This is a genomic window from Microcoleus sp. POL10_C6 (assembly GCF_036701585.1).
GTDB lineage: Bacteria > Cyanobacteriota > Cyanobacteriia > Cyanobacteriales > Microcoleaceae > Microcoleus.
Genome location: NZ_JAUBRB010000052.1, coordinates 1 through 21422, shown reverse-complemented (window position 1 = coordinate 21422; position 21422 = coordinate 1). Strand labels below are relative to the sequence as shown.

At 45.6% G+C, this 21422-nt stretch carries 17 protein-coding genes; 8 read left to right on the top strand and 9 right to left on the bottom strand.

The genetic code is table 11. The features are described 5' to 3' along the window. Positions 1-163: 163 nt before the first annotated feature. Positions 164-1255, bottom strand: a complete 1092-nt coding sequence (locus tag QUA34_RS23530; RefSeq protein ID WP_333389446.1) for a hypothetical protein — start codon at positions 1253-1255, stop codon at positions 164-166. 262 nt (positions 1256-1517) lie between these two features. On the opposite strand from QUA34_RS23530, the gene QUA34_RS23525 reads away from it, so the two are divergent. Beyond that, positions 1518-2756 (top strand): LL-diaminopimelate aminotransferase, encoded by a 1239-nt coding sequence (locus tag QUA34_RS23525; RefSeq protein WP_333389444.1) that lies wholly within the window; start codon positions 1518-1520, stop codon positions 2754-2756. 247 nt (positions 2757-3003) lie between these two features. Here QUA34_RS23525 and QUA34_RS23520 read toward each other — a convergent pair whose 3' ends face one another. The 3 genes from QUA34_RS23520 to QUA34_RS23510 are packed head-to-tail and all read right to left on the bottom strand — an operon-like array spanning position 3004 to position 5442. Further along, positions 3004-4467, bottom strand: a complete 1464-nt coding sequence (locus QUA34_RS23520; protein WP_333324178.1) for a class I SAM-dependent methyltransferase — start codon at positions 4465-4467, stop codon at positions 3004-3006. Further along, the gene (locus QUA34_RS23515; protein ID WP_333324180.1) at positions 4464-5246 is read right to left on the bottom strand and encodes a restriction endonuclease; all 783 of its coding nucleotides are present in this window, start codon (positions 5244-5246) and stop codon (positions 4464-4466) included. The genes QUA34_RS23520 and QUA34_RS23515 overlap by 4 nt, the downstream gene beginning before the upstream one ends. Then, positions 5200-5442 carry a helix-turn-helix transcriptional regulator gene (locus tag QUA34_RS23510; RefSeq protein ID WP_333324182.1) on the bottom strand — a complete coding sequence of 81 codons (243 nt, stop codon included), beginning with the start codon at positions 5440-5442 and terminating at the stop codon, positions 5200-5202. The genes QUA34_RS23515 and QUA34_RS23510 overlap by 47 nt, the downstream gene beginning before the upstream one ends. A gap of 215 nt (positions 5443-5657) precedes the next feature. Between QUA34_RS23510 and QUA34_RS23505 the strand changes: the two genes are divergently transcribed. Both QUA34_RS23505 and QUA34_RS23500 read left to right on the top strand, forming a co-directional pair. Then, positions 5658-5921: a hypothetical protein gene (locus QUA34_RS23505; RefSeq protein ID WP_333389442.1), complete on the top strand. Its 264-nt coding sequence runs from the start codon at positions 5658-5660 to the stop codon at positions 5919-5921. A gap of 166 nt (positions 5922-6087) precedes the next feature. Then, on the top strand, positions 6088-6750 hold the full coding sequence (locus tag QUA34_RS23500; protein WP_333389440.1) for a Uma2 family endonuclease: 663 nt from the start codon (positions 6088-6090) through the stop codon (positions 6748-6750). Positions 6751-6794: 44 nt separating this feature from the next. On the opposite strand, the gene cofH is transcribed toward QUA34_RS23500, so the two are convergent. Next, a complete protein-coding gene (gene cofH / locus QUA34_RS23495) occupies positions 6795-7940 on the bottom strand; it encodes a 7,8-didemethyl-8-hydroxy-5-deazariboflavin synthase subunit CofH (RefSeq protein WP_333389438.1) in 1146 nt (381 codons plus the stop codon). 140 nt (positions 7941-8080) lie between these two features. Here cofH and QUA34_RS23490 point away from each other — a divergent pair, with 140 nt between their 5' ends. Beyond that, entirely contained in the window at positions 8081-9298 is a 1218-nt protein-coding gene (locus QUA34_RS23490; protein WP_333389436.1) for a glycosyltransferase, read from the top strand. Between the two features lie 117 nt (positions 9299-9415). Beyond that, positions 9416-11200, top strand: a complete 1785-nt coding sequence (locus tag QUA34_RS23485) for a glycosyltransferase family 39 protein (protein ID WP_333389434.1) — start codon at positions 9416-9418, stop codon at positions 11198-11200. A 153-nt stretch (positions 11201-11353) separates the two neighbouring features. On the opposite strand, the gene QUA34_RS23480 is transcribed toward QUA34_RS23485, so the two are convergent. The 3 genes from QUA34_RS23480 to QUA34_RS23470 all read right to left on the bottom strand — a co-directional run bounded on the left by QUA34_RS23480 (position 11354) and on the right by QUA34_RS23470 (position 14042). Beyond that, complete coding sequence (locus tag QUA34_RS23480; RefSeq protein ID WP_333389432.1) at positions 11354-11626, bottom strand: hypothetical protein; 273 nt, start codon at positions 11624-11626, stop codon at positions 11354-11356. Positions 11627-11673: 47 nt separating this feature from the next. Continuing rightward, positions 11674-12279, bottom strand: a complete 606-nt coding sequence (locus QUA34_RS23475; RefSeq protein ID WP_333389430.1) for a DUF3318 domain-containing protein — start codon at positions 12277-12279, stop codon at positions 11674-11676. 221 nt (positions 12280-12500) lie between these two features. Then, complete coding sequence (locus QUA34_RS23470; RefSeq protein WP_333389428.1) at positions 12501-14042, bottom strand: nucleoside transporter C-terminal domain-containing protein; 1542 nt, start codon at positions 14040-14042, stop codon at positions 12501-12503. Positions 14043-14263: 221 nt separating this feature from the next. On the opposite strand from QUA34_RS23470, the gene QUA34_RS23465 reads away from it, so the two are divergent. Then, the gene (locus QUA34_RS23465) at positions 14264-14554 is read left to right on the top strand and encodes a hypothetical protein (RefSeq protein WP_333210323.1); all 291 of its coding nucleotides are present in this window, start codon (positions 14264-14266) and stop codon (positions 14552-14554) included. A gap of 110 nt (positions 14555-14664) precedes the next feature. Here the strand turns inward: QUA34_RS23465 and QUA34_RS23460 are convergent, their stop codons facing one another. Further along, the gene (locus QUA34_RS23460) at positions 14665-14859 is read right to left on the bottom strand and encodes a hypothetical protein (RefSeq protein ID WP_333085563.1); all 195 of its coding nucleotides are present in this window, start codon (positions 14857-14859) and stop codon (positions 14665-14667) included. Between the two features lie 399 nt (positions 14860-15258). Here QUA34_RS23460 and QUA34_RS23455 point away from each other — a divergent pair, with 399 nt between their 5' ends. Continuing rightward, a complete protein-coding gene (locus QUA34_RS23455; protein WP_333389426.1) occupies positions 15259-20097 on the top strand; it encodes a CHAT domain-containing protein in 4839 nt (1612 codons plus the stop codon). A gap of 359 nt (positions 20098-20456) precedes the next feature. Next, positions 20457-21422: protein kinase domain-containing protein (locus tag QUA34_RS23450; protein ID WP_333389424.1), on the top strand; the 966-nt coding region annotated here is incomplete at its 3' end.

The following is a 21422-nucleotide window of genomic DNA, read 5'->3' as shown; positions in this document are numbered from 1 at the left end:
TTAACCGGGCAAATTTAGGAAACTCGAATTTACCCCTCCGGGAACAACCAGAAAAACAGTCCTTACTTGCATCAGACAGTAGGTTAGGCTCGTGGAACGAAACCTAACACAAAAAATATAGCAAGACTTTTGTGCCAGTTGGCCTTAGTCCTGATTAATCGAATCAGTTTCTGGCCTTAAAGTCTTTAAAGATAGTTTGAAACGAGTACATCAGCCGGTGGACATCGTTTGTGGCTCTCGGAAAAATGTTTAGCTCCCATTTTTTGCGAGCGGTAGTTAGGAGTTTTGCGACGGGTTGAGAGTAACTGTTTGAAATGAAATAGCTGCCACCTTCGTAGCGAATATCTGACGCTAAGCCGATAAAAGCACCAGCCATTTCTAGTTTTAGTTCCGAGGTGCTGTGTTCCGACTTTACTGCTAAAATTACCTGCGAGTGTCGGGGTTCGCGGTTGAGCAAGCGGCAGATATTTGCTTCTTTTTGGGACAAAATTAAAACGTTGCAGTTGTGCAGAACTCCGGCTCTACCTTGGACTTTTACTCCTAGGTGAACTTCCAGGGCGGGTTTGTCGGGAAATTCCACAACAGCATGAGTATAGGGATGTGCAGTTCCGTGAATTTTTCCCGCTGTTTTTCTAAAGGTTAAATATTTCGGTGTTTCGTCGTCTAAAACATTGTTGTAATAAATGGTACCGCCTTCATTAGCAACTGCTTTTAGCAAGATGGTAAAGAGGTAAGTGTCAAAAATTCTGGATTGTTCTGCCGCTGTGTTAAATTCGGGATCGATCGAGCTTTTTAATTTGCTTTTAATTTCGGAATTTATGGCGTAGTTGCTGGGCCCGGAGGGCAGTTTTTCGAGCAAGTGCTTGAGGGCGATCGCCTGTTTGTGGCGGGGGGCTGTGACGCTGGAGGTAAACTCAATTGTTTTGGCAGTTTCGGCACCTGAATTGGCAAAGGTAATTTTTGTGCCGAGGGGAGAGGTTTCGGATTCTACTTTTAAGAAATAAGCAATTTCGTCTTCCATTTCGGAAGTGTTGACCGTCGCTTGCTCGACTGCATCAATTAACAGCAAAAGTTGTTCTTTTGCTGTATAATCTTCTATCTTGAGCAGGGGTGTTTTTCTTTTGAGCGATCGCTCTTCAATTACTTTGCCTATCTCTACAGTATCTGCTACTTGTTGAACTACCCAACCTAAATTAAACTCATTCAGAATTGCCGCCAGTTCCTGATAGAGTTTGGCGTACTCAATCTCGTCCATAATGGTTTCTGCACTGCACACTATTCTGATTATACAAGATAGTTTGATTTTTTGGTCAATGGCTGGTCAGCAACTGAGAAGATTGCCTGTAATGGCTGAGTATCCGAGTGTTTGAGTGTCCGAGTGGGGAAAATCTTCCTCTTCCGTGAACCTCTTCCGTCACATCGGTTAAATCCTTTACAGCATCGGTTGCCGAACTTCCTGCTTCTGGAGAGAGACAATTGGGAGTAAGCTATTCTACGACATTTGTAGCGATCGAACTATGGCAACTATCAACGACAACTACCTCAAACTCAAAGCCGGCTACCTGTTTCCCGAAATTGGGCGCAGGGTGAAAGCCTATGCAGAGGCGAATCCCGAAGCGCCCATCATCCGGCTGGGGATTGGCGACGTGACTGAACCGCTACCGGCTGCTTGTCGGGAGGCGATGGTGAAGGCGGTGGAAGACATGGGTTCGCGGGATAGCTTTAAAGGATACGGCCCGGAACAAGGTTATGAGTGGCTGCGGGAGAAAATTGCCGAGCACGATTTTAAGTCGCGGGGATGCGATGTTGATGCTTCGGAAATCTTTATTTCTGATGGTTCTAAGTGCGATTGTGGCAATATTCTCGATATCTTTGGCAACAATAACACGATCGCAGTTACCGATCCAGTTTATCCGGTGTATGTAGACACTAACGTGATGGCTGGACACACGGGAGATGCGAACGAAAATGGCGAATACGGGGGTTTAGTTTACCTGCCAATTACAGCGGAAAACAATTTTACTGCGGAAATTCCCACTGACAAAAAAGTCGATTTAATTTACTTGTGTTTCCCGAATAACCCGACGGGGGCAACTGCAACCAAGGAACACTTGCAAGCTTGGGTAAATTATGCTAAAGCTAACGGTTCGATTATTTTCTTCGATGCGGCTTACGAAGCGTATATTACCGATCCGAGTTTACCGCATTCTATCTACGAAATTGAAGGGGCGCGGGATTGTGCGATCGAATTTCGTTCTTTTTCCAAAAATGCTGGTTTCACGGGTACTCGCTGTGCACTGACAGTGGTACCGAAGACTTTGACTGGAAAAGCAGCAGATGGTTCCGATGTCGAAATTTGGAAGTTGTGGAACCGCCGCCAATCTACTAAATTTAACGGAGTTTCTTACATCGTGCAGCGCGGTGCTGAGGCGGTTTATTCAGAGGCTGGCAAGGCACAGATTCAGGCTTTAGTCAATTTTTACATGGAAAATGCTGCGATTATTCGCGAGAAATTGACAGCGGCGGGAATCGAGGTTTTTGGTGGCGAAAATGCACCTTATGTGTGGGTGAAAACGCCTCACGGTTTGTCGAGTTGGGATTTCTTTCAGAAGTTGCTGGAAACTTGCAATGTGGTGGGAACTCCGGGTTCTGGTTTTGGTGCGGCGGGTGAGGGTTATTTCCGCATTTCGGCGTTTAATAGTCGGGAGAATGTGGAGGAAGCGATGAGACGGATTGTGGAGAAGTTTAAGGTGTAAAAGCGCGAGAGATAAGTCTTTTTGGGGCGGGCTCTTCGGCCCACTCCACAAGAAAATTGATCTCTTCTGGAACAGGCATCTTGCCTGTTCATGCAAATGCTGAAAAATGTGAGTTATAATCAGCTTACTGCCTAATTTTCAGGCAGCCACTCCACAAATTCCTCGAAGTTTACGAGCTTGGGTAAAGTTAGAATTATAGGTTTTCAGAATTACTGATAATATAAATTATATCTCTATCCATCTGCGTTTATCTGCGTGCATCTGCGGTTACAAACTCCCAATCTGCCAGTAGTGCCAGATTCAGACAATTTAAAATACTGGATTTAATCGGGCGCTTTTCATCCCAAAATACGATCGCTGAATAAAAGTTAATCGCCGCCGGTGAATTCAAAAGCTCAAAAGTTTGACGCGCAACTCCCTCGTCGTCAAAGCCGAGAAAGTAAACAGTATCATCAAAAACCACAGGTTTATCAGCTATTTCACCGATTAACCTAAAATCCAGTTTTTTATAAAGCCCGCAAATCGCAATTTTCCAAAGTTTGAAGGTATAATCGCCAACTCCAAAAATCGAAAATCGAGGGTTGTTTTGATAAATTTTGCTTTTTCGATTATCTAAATATTGCCCGCAATCCTCCAGATAGCGCCCGGTTTTAGGAGCTATTTTTTTGATATTTTCAGTTGACTCCCCGATAAATTTTTGAGTAATGAGCATATATCGATCGGTAGCATTAATTCGATTTTGAGCAACACCAGAGCCTTTGATGAGCGGAAACAGATAAGTGTCCTCAATATCGACAACTTCTCCGAATGTATTTACAAAATAATTGTCTATTTTGCGAAACTCCATCACGTTAGAACAGTCGTGCTTTACACCCGATCGCCATTTGGTTCCTGAATTCACAGCATATAAATTACTCAATTTACTGAAAGAATTTATATCCTTAACCAAGAGATTGTTGTGATATCCAATTCGGTGACAGTCTGAAGTTTCTAAACTGCTAAATACATCGCAGAAGTAGTTTCGCGAATGAGCATCAAATTGGCAGACTAACAAACAAGCATCAACATTTGCATAAAAATATTTTTTAGCATCTATTTTGTAAGTTGCACAGTTAGCGAGATTGAGTTTTTGAGAGTGAAGGTAATTCAATAACTTTCTAGCAGTCGAAGTCTTGCAAAGCATCGCTAGATCGGCATCGCGCTTTTGCAGCCATTGCACCGCCTGAATCAGCATCCATTCTGAGATATCGAAGTTACTCTTACCTGTGAGAGCATCTAAGCCACTGTGATTTTGAAAATTGTTTTTTTTAGGTAAATTTTCGCTACCAATAGTTCCTTGTTGCGAGTTTGTCACCCACGGAAAGTTGCCGAGTACAAGCAGTCGAGTGCTACACCGATCGACTAATGATTTCCAATCAAAATTAAAGAAATCTCCGTGCCAAATATCGCATCTCTCATCCTGAAATAATTGCTTATTTAGTCTGACTTCTTTTAAGTAATTTTGATTTATTTCAACCCCGATAATTTTGGCGGCGGATGGAAACGAACGTGCAGCAGCTTGAATAAAATTACCGATACCGCACGTCGGCTCAATTATGGTGCCAGGATTGACATTAAGTTCTACTAATTTTCGACATACCATCTCGGCTAATGCCGGCGGTGTCTGAAAATCGCCGTATTCTAGTTTGGTTTTGCGATTGTTAGAACTCATTGGTTAGATTTATAAACTGCGATAACACCTTCCTGTTGTCCGGCACGCTCAATGACCCTTCCATACTGAAGTCGCCATTGCAACGCATTAGAAATGGTCAAAAAACCTTGCAAGGGTGGGTTTCTCAGTATTTCGTCTGCAATGTTACCTGCTTCAATTTCGTCAACAGGTAGATTTTTGTCAAACATGAAAGCAAGCAAATCATCTTTATTGCCTTCGTTATCTAAAATATAGCGAATTCCACGGGTCATTTGAAAATCTGCTGTTCTTTCGGCACTAACGTAAATTGTATGCAAAATATTCAGCGTTGCAGTTCGGATGGTACTGTTGTCTCTCTTTTCGTAAACAAAGATAATCAGTGAATATCCCAGCCCAAAAATCTTTTGCCTTGCAGATTTGAAAGGACATGACGACTGCGGTTGCCTAACACTTGTTACCTTCACGTCAACCAATAGCCCTGGGAAATCGATGCCGCTTGCTGAATTGCCATCTATAAATTCATATTGCTGCTTGAGATAGAGTCTGAACTTTTGCTCCAAATATGTTCCAACAGCCTTTCCGTCTGTGATTCCGTAAAGCAGAGGTTCCGGGTGTTGAGACTCGGCTGCTGAAAATATTGCCGCCTCAGAACAAAGAATTTCTACGGTCAGAGTTGTCATTTTGATGAACCACCACATTTTTAATTGGCTGAGAAGGTAAACAGTATCATTATTATTTGCCACTCTTAATATTCTATCGATCGCCATCGCTGGGAAAACCAAATTGGTCTGGTAATTCATCGGAAGTAATTTGCAAAATCTTTAACAACTTCTTGTATTGAACAGGCGTTAGCTTCGGTACGGATCGCCCAGCTTCCCAGTTGCTTACCGTCGCTTCCGTAACGCCAAGTGCTTCTGCTAGCTGCTTTTGAGTCATAAACCGCTGAACTCTCAGTCGCATTAGGGGCGATCGATCGGCTCTTTCTGAGGTTTCCATAGGCTATTAGTTAAGTTATATTAATTTATTTGGGGTGTGCCTAAAATAATTGACATCTACCCTAAATTACTTTAGAGTTAACCTAATAGAGATTAGACAGCACCAGTTAAGCCACTTGTGCTGTAGGGGAATTGCTGTCTTTTCTTCAACTTGTTATTGTACGCGGTTTTACCGTTACAAAGCATCAAACCTATCCAAAATTATTGGTCAAAGCTATGTTGCAAGATTCATCATCGAACCAAACATCGCCGAATGTTTTAACCAACCAAACCTTTGAGGGCGATCGCGAAGCAGTCCGTCACGTCATCATCGGTTCGCCGGTGGGGGTACGCCGAACTATCCACCAACTGCACGCATTGCGCTACGAGGAAGCTGTTCGTTGGACACATCCGATCGCCATTCCCGACAATCGCATCATTATTACACCCGATCAGGGAGAAATAATGAGTCTGTTAGTTAAGTTAATCCGGTTGGAATAAAGTTTTAAACGTGCGATCGACCTTTCTAGAATTTAGTGAAAAGTGCGATCGCGAATCTCTTCTCGTTGCCCGTGCTAAACTCAACAGATATATCCAAAAACTCTTGTGGGGTAGGCATCCTGCCTGCCCTTGGCACAAACTTAACAACTAGCTCGCAATTCAGCTTATGATTGTTATCACCCCCGTGCTCAAACCTGTTAGCCAGATCGAGCTTACTCCCGGTAGTGTCGTAACTATTCCCCATATAAGTTGGCTGGAATTTGAGTCGATTTTGGAGGAATTAGGGGAAAAACGAAGAACCAGAATTGCCTACAGCAACAGTATGTTAGAAATTATGGTTCCCTTACTAGATCGGGAAATTCCGAAAGATGTAATTTCCGATATTGTAAAAAATTTACTCAAGTCAGCGGGCAGAAGATATGAACCTTTTGGTTCTACTACTTTCAAACGGGAAGGTGCAGCAGGAGTTGAACCTGATGCTTGCTTTTATATTCTAAATTATCAGCGGATGATTAATCGCCGCCACCTTTTACCGGATGATCCGCCGCCCGATTTGGCAATTGAGACGGATGTTACTTCTAAAACGAAGATCGATGCCTATAAAATTATTGGAGTTCCAGAAGTGTGGGTTTACGACAGCGGCAGACTTCGCATTTATTTGCTGCAAGATGGAGAGTATGTAGAATCCGATATAAGTCCGAATTTTCCAGAAATCGCGATCGCCCAGATGATTCCTGCTACAGTGGAACGTGCTTTGCAGGTAGGAAGTTGTCAAGCGCTAGAAGAATTTGAAAGTGCGATCCTCTCCGAGGGCTTCGCTAACGGCTAAACTCGTAGGACACGTTACGCACTTCGCACTTCCCATCCAAAAAATTACACACTTACTGCCACATTGTCAACCCCTAAAGGTCGATAAATTGTATCTCTTTGCTGATAACTCCGCCCCAAAGAACGAATCGCATTTTGCAAATCTTCCACAGATTGACAACTGCCACCAACCGCACCAGCCATTGTAGTAATGTGCTCTTCCATCAATGTACCGCCGATGTCGTTGCAGCCCCATTTCAGCGCTTCTGTAGCTCCATCTAAACCTAATTTTACCCAACTGGGTTGGTGATTGGAAATCAAGTTGCCTAAGAAGATTCTCGATACAGCGGTGAGTAACAATGTATCTGCTAAAACTGGTTGGTCGCGGCCGACTCGACTCCGCAAAGGAGCCGGTGCTTCCTGTCCGACAAATGGTAGTAAAATAAATTCTGTAATGCGTGCTGGATAGTCTTGGTCGATCGCAGTTTGTTGGAGCGATCGCACTTTTTCTAAATGCAAAACCTGCTGTTCGGCTGTCTCAATATGCCCGCACAGCATCGTACTCGTTGTCGGCAAACCCAGACTGTGAGCAGTTCCCACAATTTCCAGCCAAGTTGCCGAATTTAGTTTTTCCGGGCAAATCACCCGTCGCACAGAATCGTCGAGAACTTCCGCTGCGGTTCCCGGCATCGAACCAACTCCCGCATCCCGCAAAGCCGAAATTACATAGCTGAAACTCAGATTATCTTTTCTGGCAATAAATTCTATTTCTTGCGGCGAAAAAGCGTGCAAGTGCAACTGAGGAAACTTATCCTTAATAGTTTTCACCAATTGCAGATAATAAGGCAAAGATGCGCCGTTTAGCTTAGCTTGAAGATTTAAGCCGCCCTGCATACAAATTTCCGTTGCACCCCGCTGCACTGCATCAGTTGCCTTTTCCTGAATTTGAGCTGCATCTAACCAAAAAGCGCCCTCATCTCCTTCGTCGCGGCGAAATGCACAAAAACTGCAATGCTGCTCGCAAATGTTAGTAAAATTAATATTCCGATTGATAACGTAGGTGACAGTATCTCCTGATTGTTGGCGGCGGAGCAAGTCAGCGGTTGTTTGAATAGAAGCTCGCGCGTCTGGCTCTGTTTGCTGCAAAAGTACCAAGGCTTCTGCAGAAGAGATGTTATAACCTTGTAAAGCTCGATCGAGAATTGCATCCACAGTTTTCTTTTTAACTCAGCTACAGAATTACTGACTAGAATTAAGGCGTTTTTATATTTTAACTAATCAATTATGGAGGAACGATATTTTACAATCTCAAGTGCTACCAAACTATTCTTAACTTTCTGAACACTCAAATTATGGGCAGCTACCAACCAAATCAGGTCTTGCCAGTGCCGTCGGGGCCTTTGCAAATTCCTGCTATACAGACTTTCGGTTCAACTTTTGTACACGCAGGCACACCGCCAATTTATTTTTCCCTGGTAATTCCCACCTACAACGAGCGCAGGAATATCCAGAGTATTGTGGAAAAATTGAGCCAATTGCTCGATGGTATCCTTCCCGGCCACTACGAATTAATTGTAGTCGATGACGACAGCCCCGATCGCACCTGGGAAGTCGCCCTGTCCCTGACACCGGAATATCCGCAATTGCGGGTGATGCGCCGGGAAGAAGAGCGGGGACTTTCCACAGCGGTAATTCGCGGGTGGCAGGTAGCTCAGGGTGAGGTTTTGGGCGTCATCGATGCCGACTTGCAGCATCCCCCGGAGACGCTGTTGCAGCTTTTAGCAGAAATTCAGCGGGGAGCAGATTTAGCTGCTGCAAGTCGTCACGTGGGCGAGGGCGGGGTGAGCGACTGGAGCGTTGTCAGGCGATTTTTATCGCGGGGCGCTCAAACCGTGGGGTTGGTGATCCTGCCGGGAGTGGTGGGCCGAGTTTCCGATCCGATGAGTGGCTATTTTATGGTGCGTCGCACTTGCATAGCCGGCAAAACCATGAATCCTGCTGGTTACAAAATATTGATTGAAGTGCTCGGCAGGGGCGATATCCGCTGGATTGGAGAAGTTGGTTACGTGTTTCAGGAGCGGCAAGAAGGCGAGAGCAAAGTTACCTGGAAACAGTATATTGACTATTTGCGACATTTGCTTCGGTTGCGGTTTGCCCGCTGGCCCATGAGCCGATTCCTGCGGTTTGGCGTGGTTGGTTTCAGCGGCGTGTTTGTGGATATGGGAGTTTTTTACCTGCTGCGGACTGTCCTTGGTTTGGGGCTGACTCGCAGTGCAATCTTTTCTGCTGAAGTGGCAATTATCAATAATTTCTTGTGGAATGATTTATGGACTTTTCGTGATATTTCTAAGCGGCAGCCTGGAAAGCGCCAGCGCTTGAAACGGCTGTTGAAATTTAATGTGATTTGTTTGATTGGCTTGATTATGAATGTGCTGCTGGTGAATCTGCTGTTTAATGTTTTTAAGGTAAACGAATATTGCGCTAAGTTGATTGCGATATCGACTGTCACTCTGTGGAATTTCTGGATCAATATGAAGCTGAGTTGGCGGGTGACGGACGTTCAAAAATAGTTTTTAGTTTGGCTATTCGTTAGTTGTTAGTGGTTATTGGAACTGACAACTAAAAACTCCAAACTGACAACTGACAACAGCCAACGGCCAACTGCATTTAAATGAATGAATGAATTAATGATTAAGAACAAACAACTGTTGTTGCTATTTCTGTGGACGGCGATCGCCTTTATTTTGCGCTTTGCCAATTTAAACTCGAAACCGCTGTGGACAGACGAGTTTTCTACTCTAGTTTTTAGTTTGGGCAACAGTTTTCGCGGTGTGCCGATCGATCGCGCGATCGACCTTTCTACATTATTACAACCCCTACAATTGCGCCCCGATGCTGACACCGCCGACGTGCTCCGCAATTTGCTGCTAGAAAGCAACCATCCACCAGTGTATTTTATGCTCGCCCACTGGTGGATGCGACTGTTTGGGCCGACCGAGGATAGTTTAGTTTGGATAGGGCGAGCTCTTCCTGCATTATTGGGCGTGATTTCAGTTCCAGCTATCTACTTTTTGGGGAAATTTGCTTTTAGTTCTCGTTTAGTCGGTCAATGTGCAGCCGCGATGATGGCAGTTTCTCCCTACGGCATTTATCTCGCTCAAGAAGCTCGCCATTACACTTTAGGAATCTTATTAGTTATTGCCTCTCTTTTTTGCCTCACATTAGCTGCAAAAAAGCTGCAACAGGGCGCTCCTCTGCCTATTTGGGCGGTGCTACTTTGGGTAGTTGTTAATTGTTTGGGAATTGCCTCCCACTATTTTTTTACACTGGCTTTGTGTGCGGAAGCAATAGCATTAATTGCTGTAATCTGGCAGCAGTTTAATGGAAATTTGCCAATTGACAACAGCCAGCAGCCTAATATTTTGCCATTTCAAATCCTCTGGCGGTTTTTCGCAGTAGCGATGGGTACTTTAGCTGGCGGTTTAGTTTGGTTGCCGGTATTTTTGTCCAATAAATACGGCAGCGAACTAACTAATTGGATTGTCAGCGGCGATCGCACATTTTTAAATTGGATCGCGCCGATTTTTCAAGCTTTAGCTGGATGGATCACTGTCATCTCTCTGCTGCCGGTGGAATCGCCAAATTTGGTAGTAGTAGTAGCATCGGCGATCGTAATGACAATATTTTTTATATTGGTGCTTCCCATCCTGTTTAGCGCTCTTAAAAAGTCCTTAACAGCCCCCGATACTCGTTTAGGTACTGTTATTTTCGGCGGATTTGTGCTAGGAGCAATTTTCCTATTTTTCAGCTTTGCATATATTCTTGGCATTGACCTCACTCGCGGCGCACGATACAATTTCGTCTACTTTCCGGGGGTGATATTGCTTTTAGGAGCAACCTTGGCGGTTATTTTTAACACACCTACAGCAAAAAGTCAATCGTTTAATTTACGGGCGATCGAAGTTTCGGGCAAAAAAGCAGTGGTGCTAATTTTAGCAATGGGTTTTTTTAGCGGTGTCACAGTAAATTCCAATCTCGGCTATCGCAAATATTACAAACCCGATATTTTAATTCCGATTATGCGCGAAGTATCGAAAGTTCCCGTGGTAATTGCCACTACTCAAAAGACTCATGTAGAAATAGGAGAGTTGATGGGGATAGGGTGGGAATGGGAAAGAAGTTCGGCAAAGGATTTTGTAGGGGATGTAACGGATGTAAGGGATGTTAGGAAGAAAGAAGAAGTTAAAGCCTTTGATTCTCCGCTGTTTCTTTTGGCTAATCAGAGAAGGGATGCACCAGAAATAGCGGCAGATACACTTGACAAAACACTCAGTCAATTAGAACGCCCGCTTGATTTGTGGTTGGTTAATTTTCGCGCACCTATCAATCTAGAAGCACAAAAATGCCAGGTTGAATCGCGCGAGTTGCCTGCGGTGGATGGGTATGAATATCAAGTTTATCATTGTTCCTGATTTGGCGATCGCCCGCAACGACAGTTCAATCGACTAGAAAGAGCGATCGATAAATTTATGACTCCGAGGCATGACAATATTCGCACAGACCTTTTGCTCTCTGACGAACTTGATTTTGGATATTTTCAGGGATTTGAGGGCGAGGGGACATTTCTACACAGTAGGCTGAATCTGACCCAAGAAAAGATTGCGGACAGTCCGATTTACAAAACTGAGGTAATCGTCGATTTCTTCGTAAAGATTGAGTTCTTGTTCTTCGTCAGGATTTAGGGGGAAAGTTTGTTGTTTGTCCAACAGTTCTTGGATGCGATTTTTGACAGTTGTGGAGGCTTTAAAAATTGGTATGTCTTCCACTAATTCAATTCGGACAGCTCCTTCTATAGGTAGAGTATCGCGCAGGTTTTCCAGTTTTGGCAGGATTAGCATCGTTGTGAATTTTATGGGCTTCCATCTTGATTATATCTAGGTTTTTTTCAATCTTTCCTTACACTATCGGGCACGCCCACCGTCGAAATACCCGATATCGCCTTTAAGTTTTGACACCGAATCAACTCGTTAAAATCTAAACTGCGCCCTTCAATTTGCGCCACAGCCTCGATCGCCCCAAGCAAATGTCCGGCCGCTTCCGCTTCGTTGTAACCACGCCTTCCCGCTACTCTAATCGCCCCTTCGTCAGCATCTAATTCTACTTGGGAACTGCGGTTGTCGCGCCAAATTCGAGTCATGGCGAGTCCTGTCAAACCGCCCGCGATCGCAGTGCCGATCGCATCTCCCTGCAACAATTCTACAACAGTCCCGACAATTCCCGCCAGAGCCGCACCTTGATAAATATCCGGTTTAAACCACTTAAAATTGCACAGAAAACTTACATTCCGCAATAGCAGTAAATCCCGCTGCGGCTTAGATAGCAGCCGCCACAAATCAAAATTAATATAAATCGGGCGAGATTGATTCCAAGGCAAAGGAAAATCGCAGTCAATTACCGTTGATTGTTGGGGCTTATTAATAATTTTACACATCATGCGGCCCGAAGCGGGCATCACATCTAACAGGCGGCGAATTTCTGGATCGGGATTCATATTTTTTGGGAATTGGTTATTGGTAATTAGACCTAATTGCAGAAAATTTTGATTAATATGTCAACCGCAGATTCAAGGCAGATAAACGCAGATAAACGCAGATAATTTTTAGATAGTTTGGGAATGCTTGCAATTTGAGTCTAATCTGTAGGGACACGGCATTGCCGTGTCCTTTTCCCGTAGCTCATTTAAGGACTTTTCTTAGAGTCTGATTTGGGAGATTATTGAGCTTTCGGAGTTGCTTTTTCACTCTTCGGCGACGGCTTTGGACTGGCAATTGCTGGGGCAACTGACGGTTTTGAATTCGCGGCTGGGGATGCCGATGATTTTGGAGACTCAGGGGATGTTAGCGGGGCTGCAGGGGCTGTTTTAGCGCCTAAAATGCTGGCGTCTCCGGTGTCAAAGGTGCCGGCGATGCAAGCGATCATCATTGTCGCTAAGGTGCCGACAAATAATGCTTTCCAACCGAGTTCGGAAATGTCTTTGCGACGGGATGGAATTAGGGCGATTGTGCCGCCGACAAATATGCCGACGGATGCTAAGTGGGCAAAGCCGGAAAGGGCGTAACTGACAATTAAAACTGTACGATCGCTCACCAGTCCTTTTGCCGATGCTTCTGCTAAACTTTGATAGGGCGGAATGGCTGTTTCTAACAACCTGCGACCGATAATTACTGACGCTTGCCAAGAGTCGTCTAATGAAACTCCTGTTAATAGCGTCAGGGGATAAAATAAAAATCCCATAATGTTGGCTAAGGTGACAACTTTGAAAAAGCCACCGATGGGGCCGGGCAAAATTGCCAGCCAACCAAAGAATTGATTGATTAAGGAAACTAAGCCTAAGATTAAAATCAAAACAGCGGCAATTGCTACTGCCATTTTTACACCGTCCAATGCACCAATTATCGCTGCATCTAAAGGGCTGACTCGTTCGATGGGTTCTCCCCCAACAGTCTCTTGTGTGAATTCTTCGCGCTCCCTGTCCGAAATTTCTTCGCCCACAAACTCGCGGCCTTTAGGCTTGGGTTCTTCCTTGGGAATGCCACCCATTGTCAGGGGCACTCCTGTTTCGGGCACTAAGATTTTGGATAGAACAAAACAAGCGGGAATAGCGATAATTGAGGCTGAAACTAAGTGTCCTAAAATATTGGGAAAAACTGGCTTGAGAAAACTAACGTAAATTGCTAAAGTTGAAGAAGCAGCGGTTCCAAAACAGCAAGAGAGGATTGCACAAAGTTCCGAACGAGTCATTCTTGGCAAATAAGGCTTGACGACTATTGCCGCTTCAATTCCTACGAAAATATTAGCCGCACCGCTGAGGGCTTCCGCGCCGCTCAACCGCATTGTCATATAAAAGATTTTTGCAAAAAGTTCGGTGATAATTTGAATCACGCCGATGTTGTATAGCAAGGCCATGAGGCCAGAAAAAAAGATGACTGTCGGTAAAGCTCGAAAGGCAAAAATATATCCTAAATTAACTGCCGGATCTTTACCAGGTATCGGTACAACATTGCTCCCGAATACAAATCTCGCTCCAGCGTCAGCAGCGGTGAATACTCCATCCAGTAAGCTAGTAAACCATTCTAAAGCGATGCGAGTTGGGGGGAACAGGAATACTAAAAATCCTAAGACTAATTGCAGGCCAATGCCCCAGATGATGACGCGCCAAGGTATATACTTCGACTGTCGGTTTTCTGAAAAAACCCAGGCGATCGCACATAAGCCAAAAATGCCCAGAAACGAGATAAGATTGTAGATAGACATGAGCCTAGTCCTTGAAATAGTTGAGAATGCCGATCGACGGCTTGCACCACATCAGTTATACTATTCATCTGACGGCAAATGCTAAAAAAAAATAACGGGCAGATAAATTACGCACTCAACAGCGTACTTATGTCATTGCTTAGGTCATTCCGAACTCTGCGGATCTTTAGCAAGCCTTGATTTGCCGTAATTACCAGCAGTTTAAATAGAAACTCTAACACATGGAAGCTTTTGCTCCACATCCTCCTGAATGGACTGCGACGGCGGTTCACGCTAATGAGTTTTGCTGTCCCAAGTGCGGCGCTAGCTGTACGGATGCCGCTGAGGTCTGGATTAATCGCCGATCGCCAGTATACACCGAGTTCAACCGCCGCAAGTGGCAAGAATTTTACCGATGCCAGTGTGGCGGTGTGTGGTGGGCTTGGAGTAGCGATAGGCCTCCTTCTGAACTTGTGCGTCGCGATGAAATCTCGAATGACGGCCCGGATGACAGCCCGGATGATGATTTTTAGAACCGTGACAGAATTTTCGCTTTTCGCTTTGCGATTTTTTTATTTAAAATTAGGGTAAGGTGCGCGGCATGGCGCACCCTACGTTTAGATAAGTTATCGCCCGTTCTCAACTAATTGAGCACGTCAAGTATTCCCTTGACTACGCCTTCCATGACTCTTTCAATTAAGCTCAATTCATTTTCGCCGATCGACTCATTTAAGAGCATTGACTGAATTCGCTGTCTGTCATCGCGAGTCAGTTCGCCTGACGAAAATATCCGCTCTACTATTTGTTCAGTTAGAAATTGGAAAGCTGGAGTTTGCATGGTTGGTCTCTAAAAGCATTAATATTTTGTTTTTAACTTCATTAGAGCAGCCAGTTATTTTGCGGGTTTTTGCCGTCCCACCCAGTCAGTGCTGCAATCATAAGGCTTTGAGGGCATTTTGTCAAGATACCTGCGACAGATAAATATAAAATCTGCATTAAATTTCCGACATTCTGGCAACGGGTGGTTTTGGAGTGCGATCGACCCTCGGCGGTGGCGGTATTCGATCGACCTTTTTAAGTTTATTGGCACTTGGGCGGAACATTACAGCTCAAAAAAAATCAAAACGAGAAGAGATTAAAATTGGTAATGGAGAATTGGCTTTTCTGAATTCCCTCTTCCTTCCGGCTAATGACTAATGACTAAGAACTAATAACTAATGACTAATGGCTTCCTCCAATGACCTATTTCCGTTCTGCTCTAATTTTGACATTAGGTTTTGGGCTGCTACCGCTAGCAGTGCGATCGCAACCCGTAGTTCCTGCTACTGATGGCACGAATACTGTTGTTAAGTCCGAGCAAAACCGCACAGACATTAGTGGCGGACAACTGTCAGGAAACGGGGCAAATCTGTTTCACAGCTTCAGCCAATTTAATCTCAGCGAAGGTCAAATAGCTAATTTTATAACTAATCCAAATATTCAAAATATTTTAGGGCGGATTTCCGGTGACAATGTTTCCGTCATTAACGGTCTGATTTCTGTAAGCGGCGGTAACTCAAATTTATTCTTAATGAATCCGGCGGGAATTGTCTTCGGTCAAAATGCTAGATTAAACGTGCCGGGGTCTTTTTTCGCGACAACTGCTACAGGTATTGGCTTCGGCGATCGCTGGTTCAATTCTGCCGGAATTAATGATTACAAAGCTTTACTGGGAAATCCCAATCAATTTAATTTTAATAACTCACAAGTTGGTGCAATTGTCAATGCTGGAAACTTGGCAGTTGGCAGCGGGCAAAGTTTAACTTTGCTCGGTGGCACCGTTGTTAATACAGGACAATTATCCGCTCCCCATGGTCAAGTTACTGTGGCTGCTGTTCCGGGACAAAATGCAGTCCGTATCAGTCAAGGTGGCAATTTATTGAGTTTAGAAATTACTCCGTCTTTGCAGTTAGAAAACTCGGTGATTGCCCCGGTTTCTTTGCCTCAGTTGCTGACGGGACCCGGCGTAGCGTCAGCCACAGGTTTAACGACTAACGAACAAGGTCAATTGGTACTGACTGGCAGCCAAACAGTGCCGGCAGTTGCCGGAAGTGCGATCGTCTCCGGTTCTGTAAATGTATTTGGCCCTTCTGGGAATGCTGGCGGCACAGTCAATATTTTAGGGGAAAAAGTGGGACTCTTCGGCGCAAATATCAATGCTTCCGGGACAGATGGCGGAGGTACTGTGCGCGTCGGAGGGGGTTTCCGGGGGATGGAACCAGTGCCGAACGCACTGGTAACTTATGTTAGTCCTGATTCTACGATCGCAGCCAACGCGATCGACCGTGGCAATGGCGGCACTGCGGTAATTTGGTCAGACAATACAACTCGCTTCTTCGGCAATATTAGTGCTCGCGGGGGCATCGCCGCAGGTAACGGCGGAAGAGTAGAAGTTTCCGGCAAAAATGCTTTAACTTTCCAAGGACAGGTCGATACCCGCGCGACTAACGGTGCGATCGGCAATTTGTGGCTCGATCCGGCAAATATTACGATCGTCAGCGGTAACGGATCCACCAGCGCGCCATCTGGCGGGGAACTCGCATCGGCACCTGAACCCAATGAAACATCGATCTCAGAAGTACAGTTGGAACAGATGGCAGCCGGCAGCAACGTGGTTCTAGAAACCCCCGGCTACATCACCCTCCAAGACTTGCCCGATAACCAACTTTCCCTGCAAGCGAGAACGGGAGACACCGTAACATTTAGATCCGGCGGAGTGTTTGTTGTCAATGACTTCCAGGACGCAATCGAGACTCAAGGCGGCAACATCAACATTTTTGGCAGCAGCATCTCTCTGGGCGGACTTAATGCCAACGGCGGCAATATCGCTATCACTGGTAACGGCATTGACTTTAGAGGTGGCAGCAATTCTGTCAGCAGTGCGGGGGGAACAATTCGCTTGCAACCCAACGATAGCCGATCGATTCGGATCGGTGGCACCGGCGATATTTTGGGCATTTTGGACTTGACGGCAAGGGATCTCGGCGCTTTGGCGGGGGATTTCGGCTCGATCGCGATCGGGCGCGAAAACGGTAGCAGCTCCTCGATCGCGATCGTCGCACCCATTACCTTCAACAGCCCGCTGACACTTCAAGGCAGCTCGATCAGGATCGACAATCCCCTGAGAACAAGTGGCAGCGCTAGCTTGACTCTCGACGCGCCCCAAACTGATCTCAACGCCAACATTGCGACATCCGGCGGCGATCTCACTTTTACAGGAAACGCATCCCTCAATGCTGACGTGGCTTTGAGCACGGAACTTAGCGGCAACATTCTGTTCTCCGGCAGCCTAGACGGATCTCACGCCCTAAGACTAGACGCTCAGCGAGTGCTGTTCGGCGGTACAGTCGGTCAAGCTGCACCGCTGGCGAGTTTGACTGTAAACGCCGGCAGTACCGAGGTATCGGGCAATATTGCGACATCTGGCGACATGACTTTCAATAGTAACGTCACAGTCGATCGCACCGCCGCCCTAGCCGCCACTACCGGCAATATCACTTTTGCCAATACCCTCGACAGCAGGCCGGGCCGAGCAAATAATTTGACGCTGCGCGCTGGTGGCAACATTACTTTTGACGGCAGAGTCGGTCAAACTCAGAGGTTGGGCCTGCTCTCGGCTGATGCTGCTAGCGTGACGGCTGCTTCCACAATGGCAGCCCGCATTTTGAGCGTTAACGCGCGAGATGCCGTTACCTTCGGGGGGGACAGCACGGCCGCTTTGGGAGCCGATATCAAGGCAGAAAACGTCCTTCTAGAGGGTAATTTAAGGACGGATGGCGGCAGTGTGAATCTGCAAGGAAGCGGGGAGGTTCGGACTGGTAATATTACCTCGAATGGTGGGAGGATTCGGGTTGAGGGAAATACTGTTGCTGCAGGTACGATCGACTCGTCATCGGCGGGCACAGGAGGCGCGATCGCTCTCCAAACCAATGCTGGGCCTTTAACTGCCGGAGCTTTGAACGCTTCGGGGGCGATCGGCGGAAATATCGATGTCACCTCGAAAGCGGGCATTTCGGCTCTAGATATCAACTCCAGCGGCACTTCAAACGGCAACGGCGGAGGCGTTTCCCTGAACGCGACTGATAACATTCAGTTGGGCTTTATCAATGCTCAAGGTGGCACTGGTGGCGTTGGTGGCAGCGTTGATGTGACAACCCTCGGTTTGTTTCGCTCGAACAATGTTTTCAACGATATATCGGGCAATTCTTCGAGTATTTCTACTGCCGGAGGTGCGGGGGCGGGGGCGATCGCAATTGGGCACGGAGGCGGTAGCGATCGACCGTTTGTAGTTGGCGGCGCGATCGACAATGGAACCCTGGGAAGCATTAATGCTGGCGCGGGAAACGCCATTTTGCCCACTTTTTCTTTTGGACAAACTTACACCCAAGGAAATTTACCAAATCAGATTTCCCTAATTACACCGGGCCCGCCCTCTACTCCTGCACCAATTCCCGCACCAATTCCCGCACCAATTCCCGTACCAATTCCCGCACCGCCTGTAGTTCCCGTAAATCCTGAGCCTCCCCCATCACTTCCTGCATCTTTGCAAGTAGAATTAGAGTCGCAAAGTAGATACAAACATTCCCCAATTAGGCCGGATATTTTCGCTCCTTCTCGCAGATTCGATTCGGTCGGTTCGGGAGTTTTAGAGTTTGAGCAAACCTTTACTCGCGAGTACGAAAAATATCTAGACTTGCCCGCAAGAACGCCGATTAGTAATATGTCGGTAATTTACGAAACTCTTCGCAAAAACGAAAAAATTACCGGGATAAAATCTGCCATTATTTATATGAATTGGGTCAGCGGCTTGGCTGCCACCACCGCCAAAGAAAATGGTTCAGTGCTGGTGGCAACTCAGGATTTATCTAATCTGTTGCCTGTGAGAAAAAACCTCACCTCCGGGCCCCCTCGCGTCTTAGAAGATAAGTTAGCCCAGAGGTTGCCGCCGGATGGCACAGAAGTTTCCGATGTTCCTAACGGGGAGCATTTAGAATTAGTGTTAGTAACAGCTAACGATGAACCGAGGCGCGTTTTAATTCCGGCGACAACGCGCTGGCAGGTGTTGCAACTAGCCGAGGCCCTGCAAAGCGAAATAACTAATCCCCGAAAAAGAAGCAGCATTAGTTATTTGGATACGGCGCAAAAACTTTATCGGTGGTTAATTGCGCCAGTTGCTGCAGAATTGACAGCTTTAAAAATTGACAATTTAATTGTAATTCCGGCAGCAGGTTTGCGGAGCGTGCCGTTTGCGGCACTTCACGACGGCAAAGGCTTTTTAGTTGAGAAATACAGCATTAGCGTGATGCCGAGTCTGAGTTTGACTGATACTCGCTACGACAATATTGCGGATGATGAAGTTTTGGCAATGGGGGCGTCGGTATTTGAAGATAAAGCGCCATTACCAGCGGTACCGGTGGAGTTAGAGTCGATCGCGCCGCCCGATCGGGGAAAATCATTTTTGAATCAAGATTTTACTCTCGGAAATTTGCAAGCTCAGCGAGCAAATCGACCTTTTGGTATCATTCACTTAGCAACTCACAGCGAATTCCAGCCCGGGGAACCAAAAAATTCTTACATTCAGTTGTGGGATAGTAAATTGCGTATCGATCAAATGCGGCAGTTGCGATGGAATGAACCGCCGGTCAATCTGTTAGTTTTAAGCGCGTGCAGTACCGCCTTGGGCGACGAAGAGGCGGAGTTGGGGTTTGCGGGTTTGGCGGTAGCTAGCGGTGCTAGATCCGCTTTAGCGAGTTTGTGGGAAGTCAGCGATGAGGGGACTTTGGGGCTGATGACTGAGTTTTATCGCCAGTTGCGGACACCCAAACGCGGTGGCAATTTGATGATTAAAGCGGAGGCTTTGCGGCGCGCGCAATTGGAGATGCTGCAGGGGCGCGTGCGGATTCAAGACGGGATGTTGCGAGTCGAAGGGCTTTCTGAAAGTCTAATTTTGCCTCCGGAAATTGCGGCGCGGGGCGATCGCGTGCTTTTGCATCCTTATTATTGGGCCGCCTTTACAATGATTGGTAATCCTTGGTAATGAAGATGTGGAAGGAAGAAGGAAAAAGAGGCGATTTGCACTCGCTTTCATGGCATGGTGATTCGCCCTATTTATACTCTAATTATGCAACGCCCACATCTGCTATGAAGACTAAGGGCGATCGCACTTCACTCTGTTTTGCCGGATTTTGCAGGAAACTGGGGAGCGATCGTACTCCTGACCGGAACGTTTAGCCGTCTTATTTTTAAGAAATGTTAATAAACAATAACTTTTCTTTTTAAACTTAAGTTTTTATTAAATTTTCCGATATTATTATGTATTAGATAATACATATACTTAATTAATTAACAATATATAAAAAAATAATTGAGTATTAATACTGACAAGAGGCTGTAAGAATGATTAACTTACCGGGCTACGAGATTACCAACCAAATCCATGAAAGTAATAATTCTTTAGTTTACCGAGGACGGAGAAAGGAAGACAACCAACCGGTAATTATCAAATTTCTCAAACAAGATTATCCGATGCCAGCTTCGTTAGTCAGATACAAGCAGGAATACGAAATCACACAGAATCTTCACCTAGAAAGTGTGCCTAAAACCTACAGCTTAGAAAGATACCATAACAGTTTGGCTATCATTTTCGAGGATTGTGGTGGAGACTCATTAAAGCTCTTGTTGGCTTCTCATCAACTTACCTTAGAAGAGTTTTTATTAACAGCTATTAAAATAACCAGGGCTTTAGGTGAAATTCATCGACATAAAATTATTCATAAAGATATCAATCCCAGCAATATTATTATTAACTCAAGCACAGGGCGAGTTCAAATTATAGATTTTGGCATCTCTACAGTTTTAAAGCGCGAAAATCCTAGCCTGAAAAATCCTAATGTTTTAGAAGGCACTCTTAGCTATATATCGCCGGAACAAACAGGCAGAATGAACCGATCGATCGACTATCGCACTGATTTTTACTCATTAGGAGTCACTTTTTACGAACTGCTAACGCGGCAATTGCCATGGGATTACAGCGATGCAATGGAATTAATCCACTGTCACATTGCCAAACAAGCAGTACCGCCCCATCAAATCAATCGAGAAATTCCTAAAGCTGTTTCTGATATTGTGATGAAGCTATTAGCGAAAACCGCTGAAGCCAGATATCAAAGCCCTTGGGGAATTATAGCTGACTTAGAAGAATGCCTAGAACAATTAAAAACTATGGGAGGAATTGCAGATTTTGCGATCGCCCAAAAAGATATTACAGATAAGTTTCAAATACCTCAAAAACTCTACGGCAGAGAAACAGAAGTTGAAACCTTATTAGCAGCCTTTGAGCGAGTCAGCAGGGGCAGCACCGAA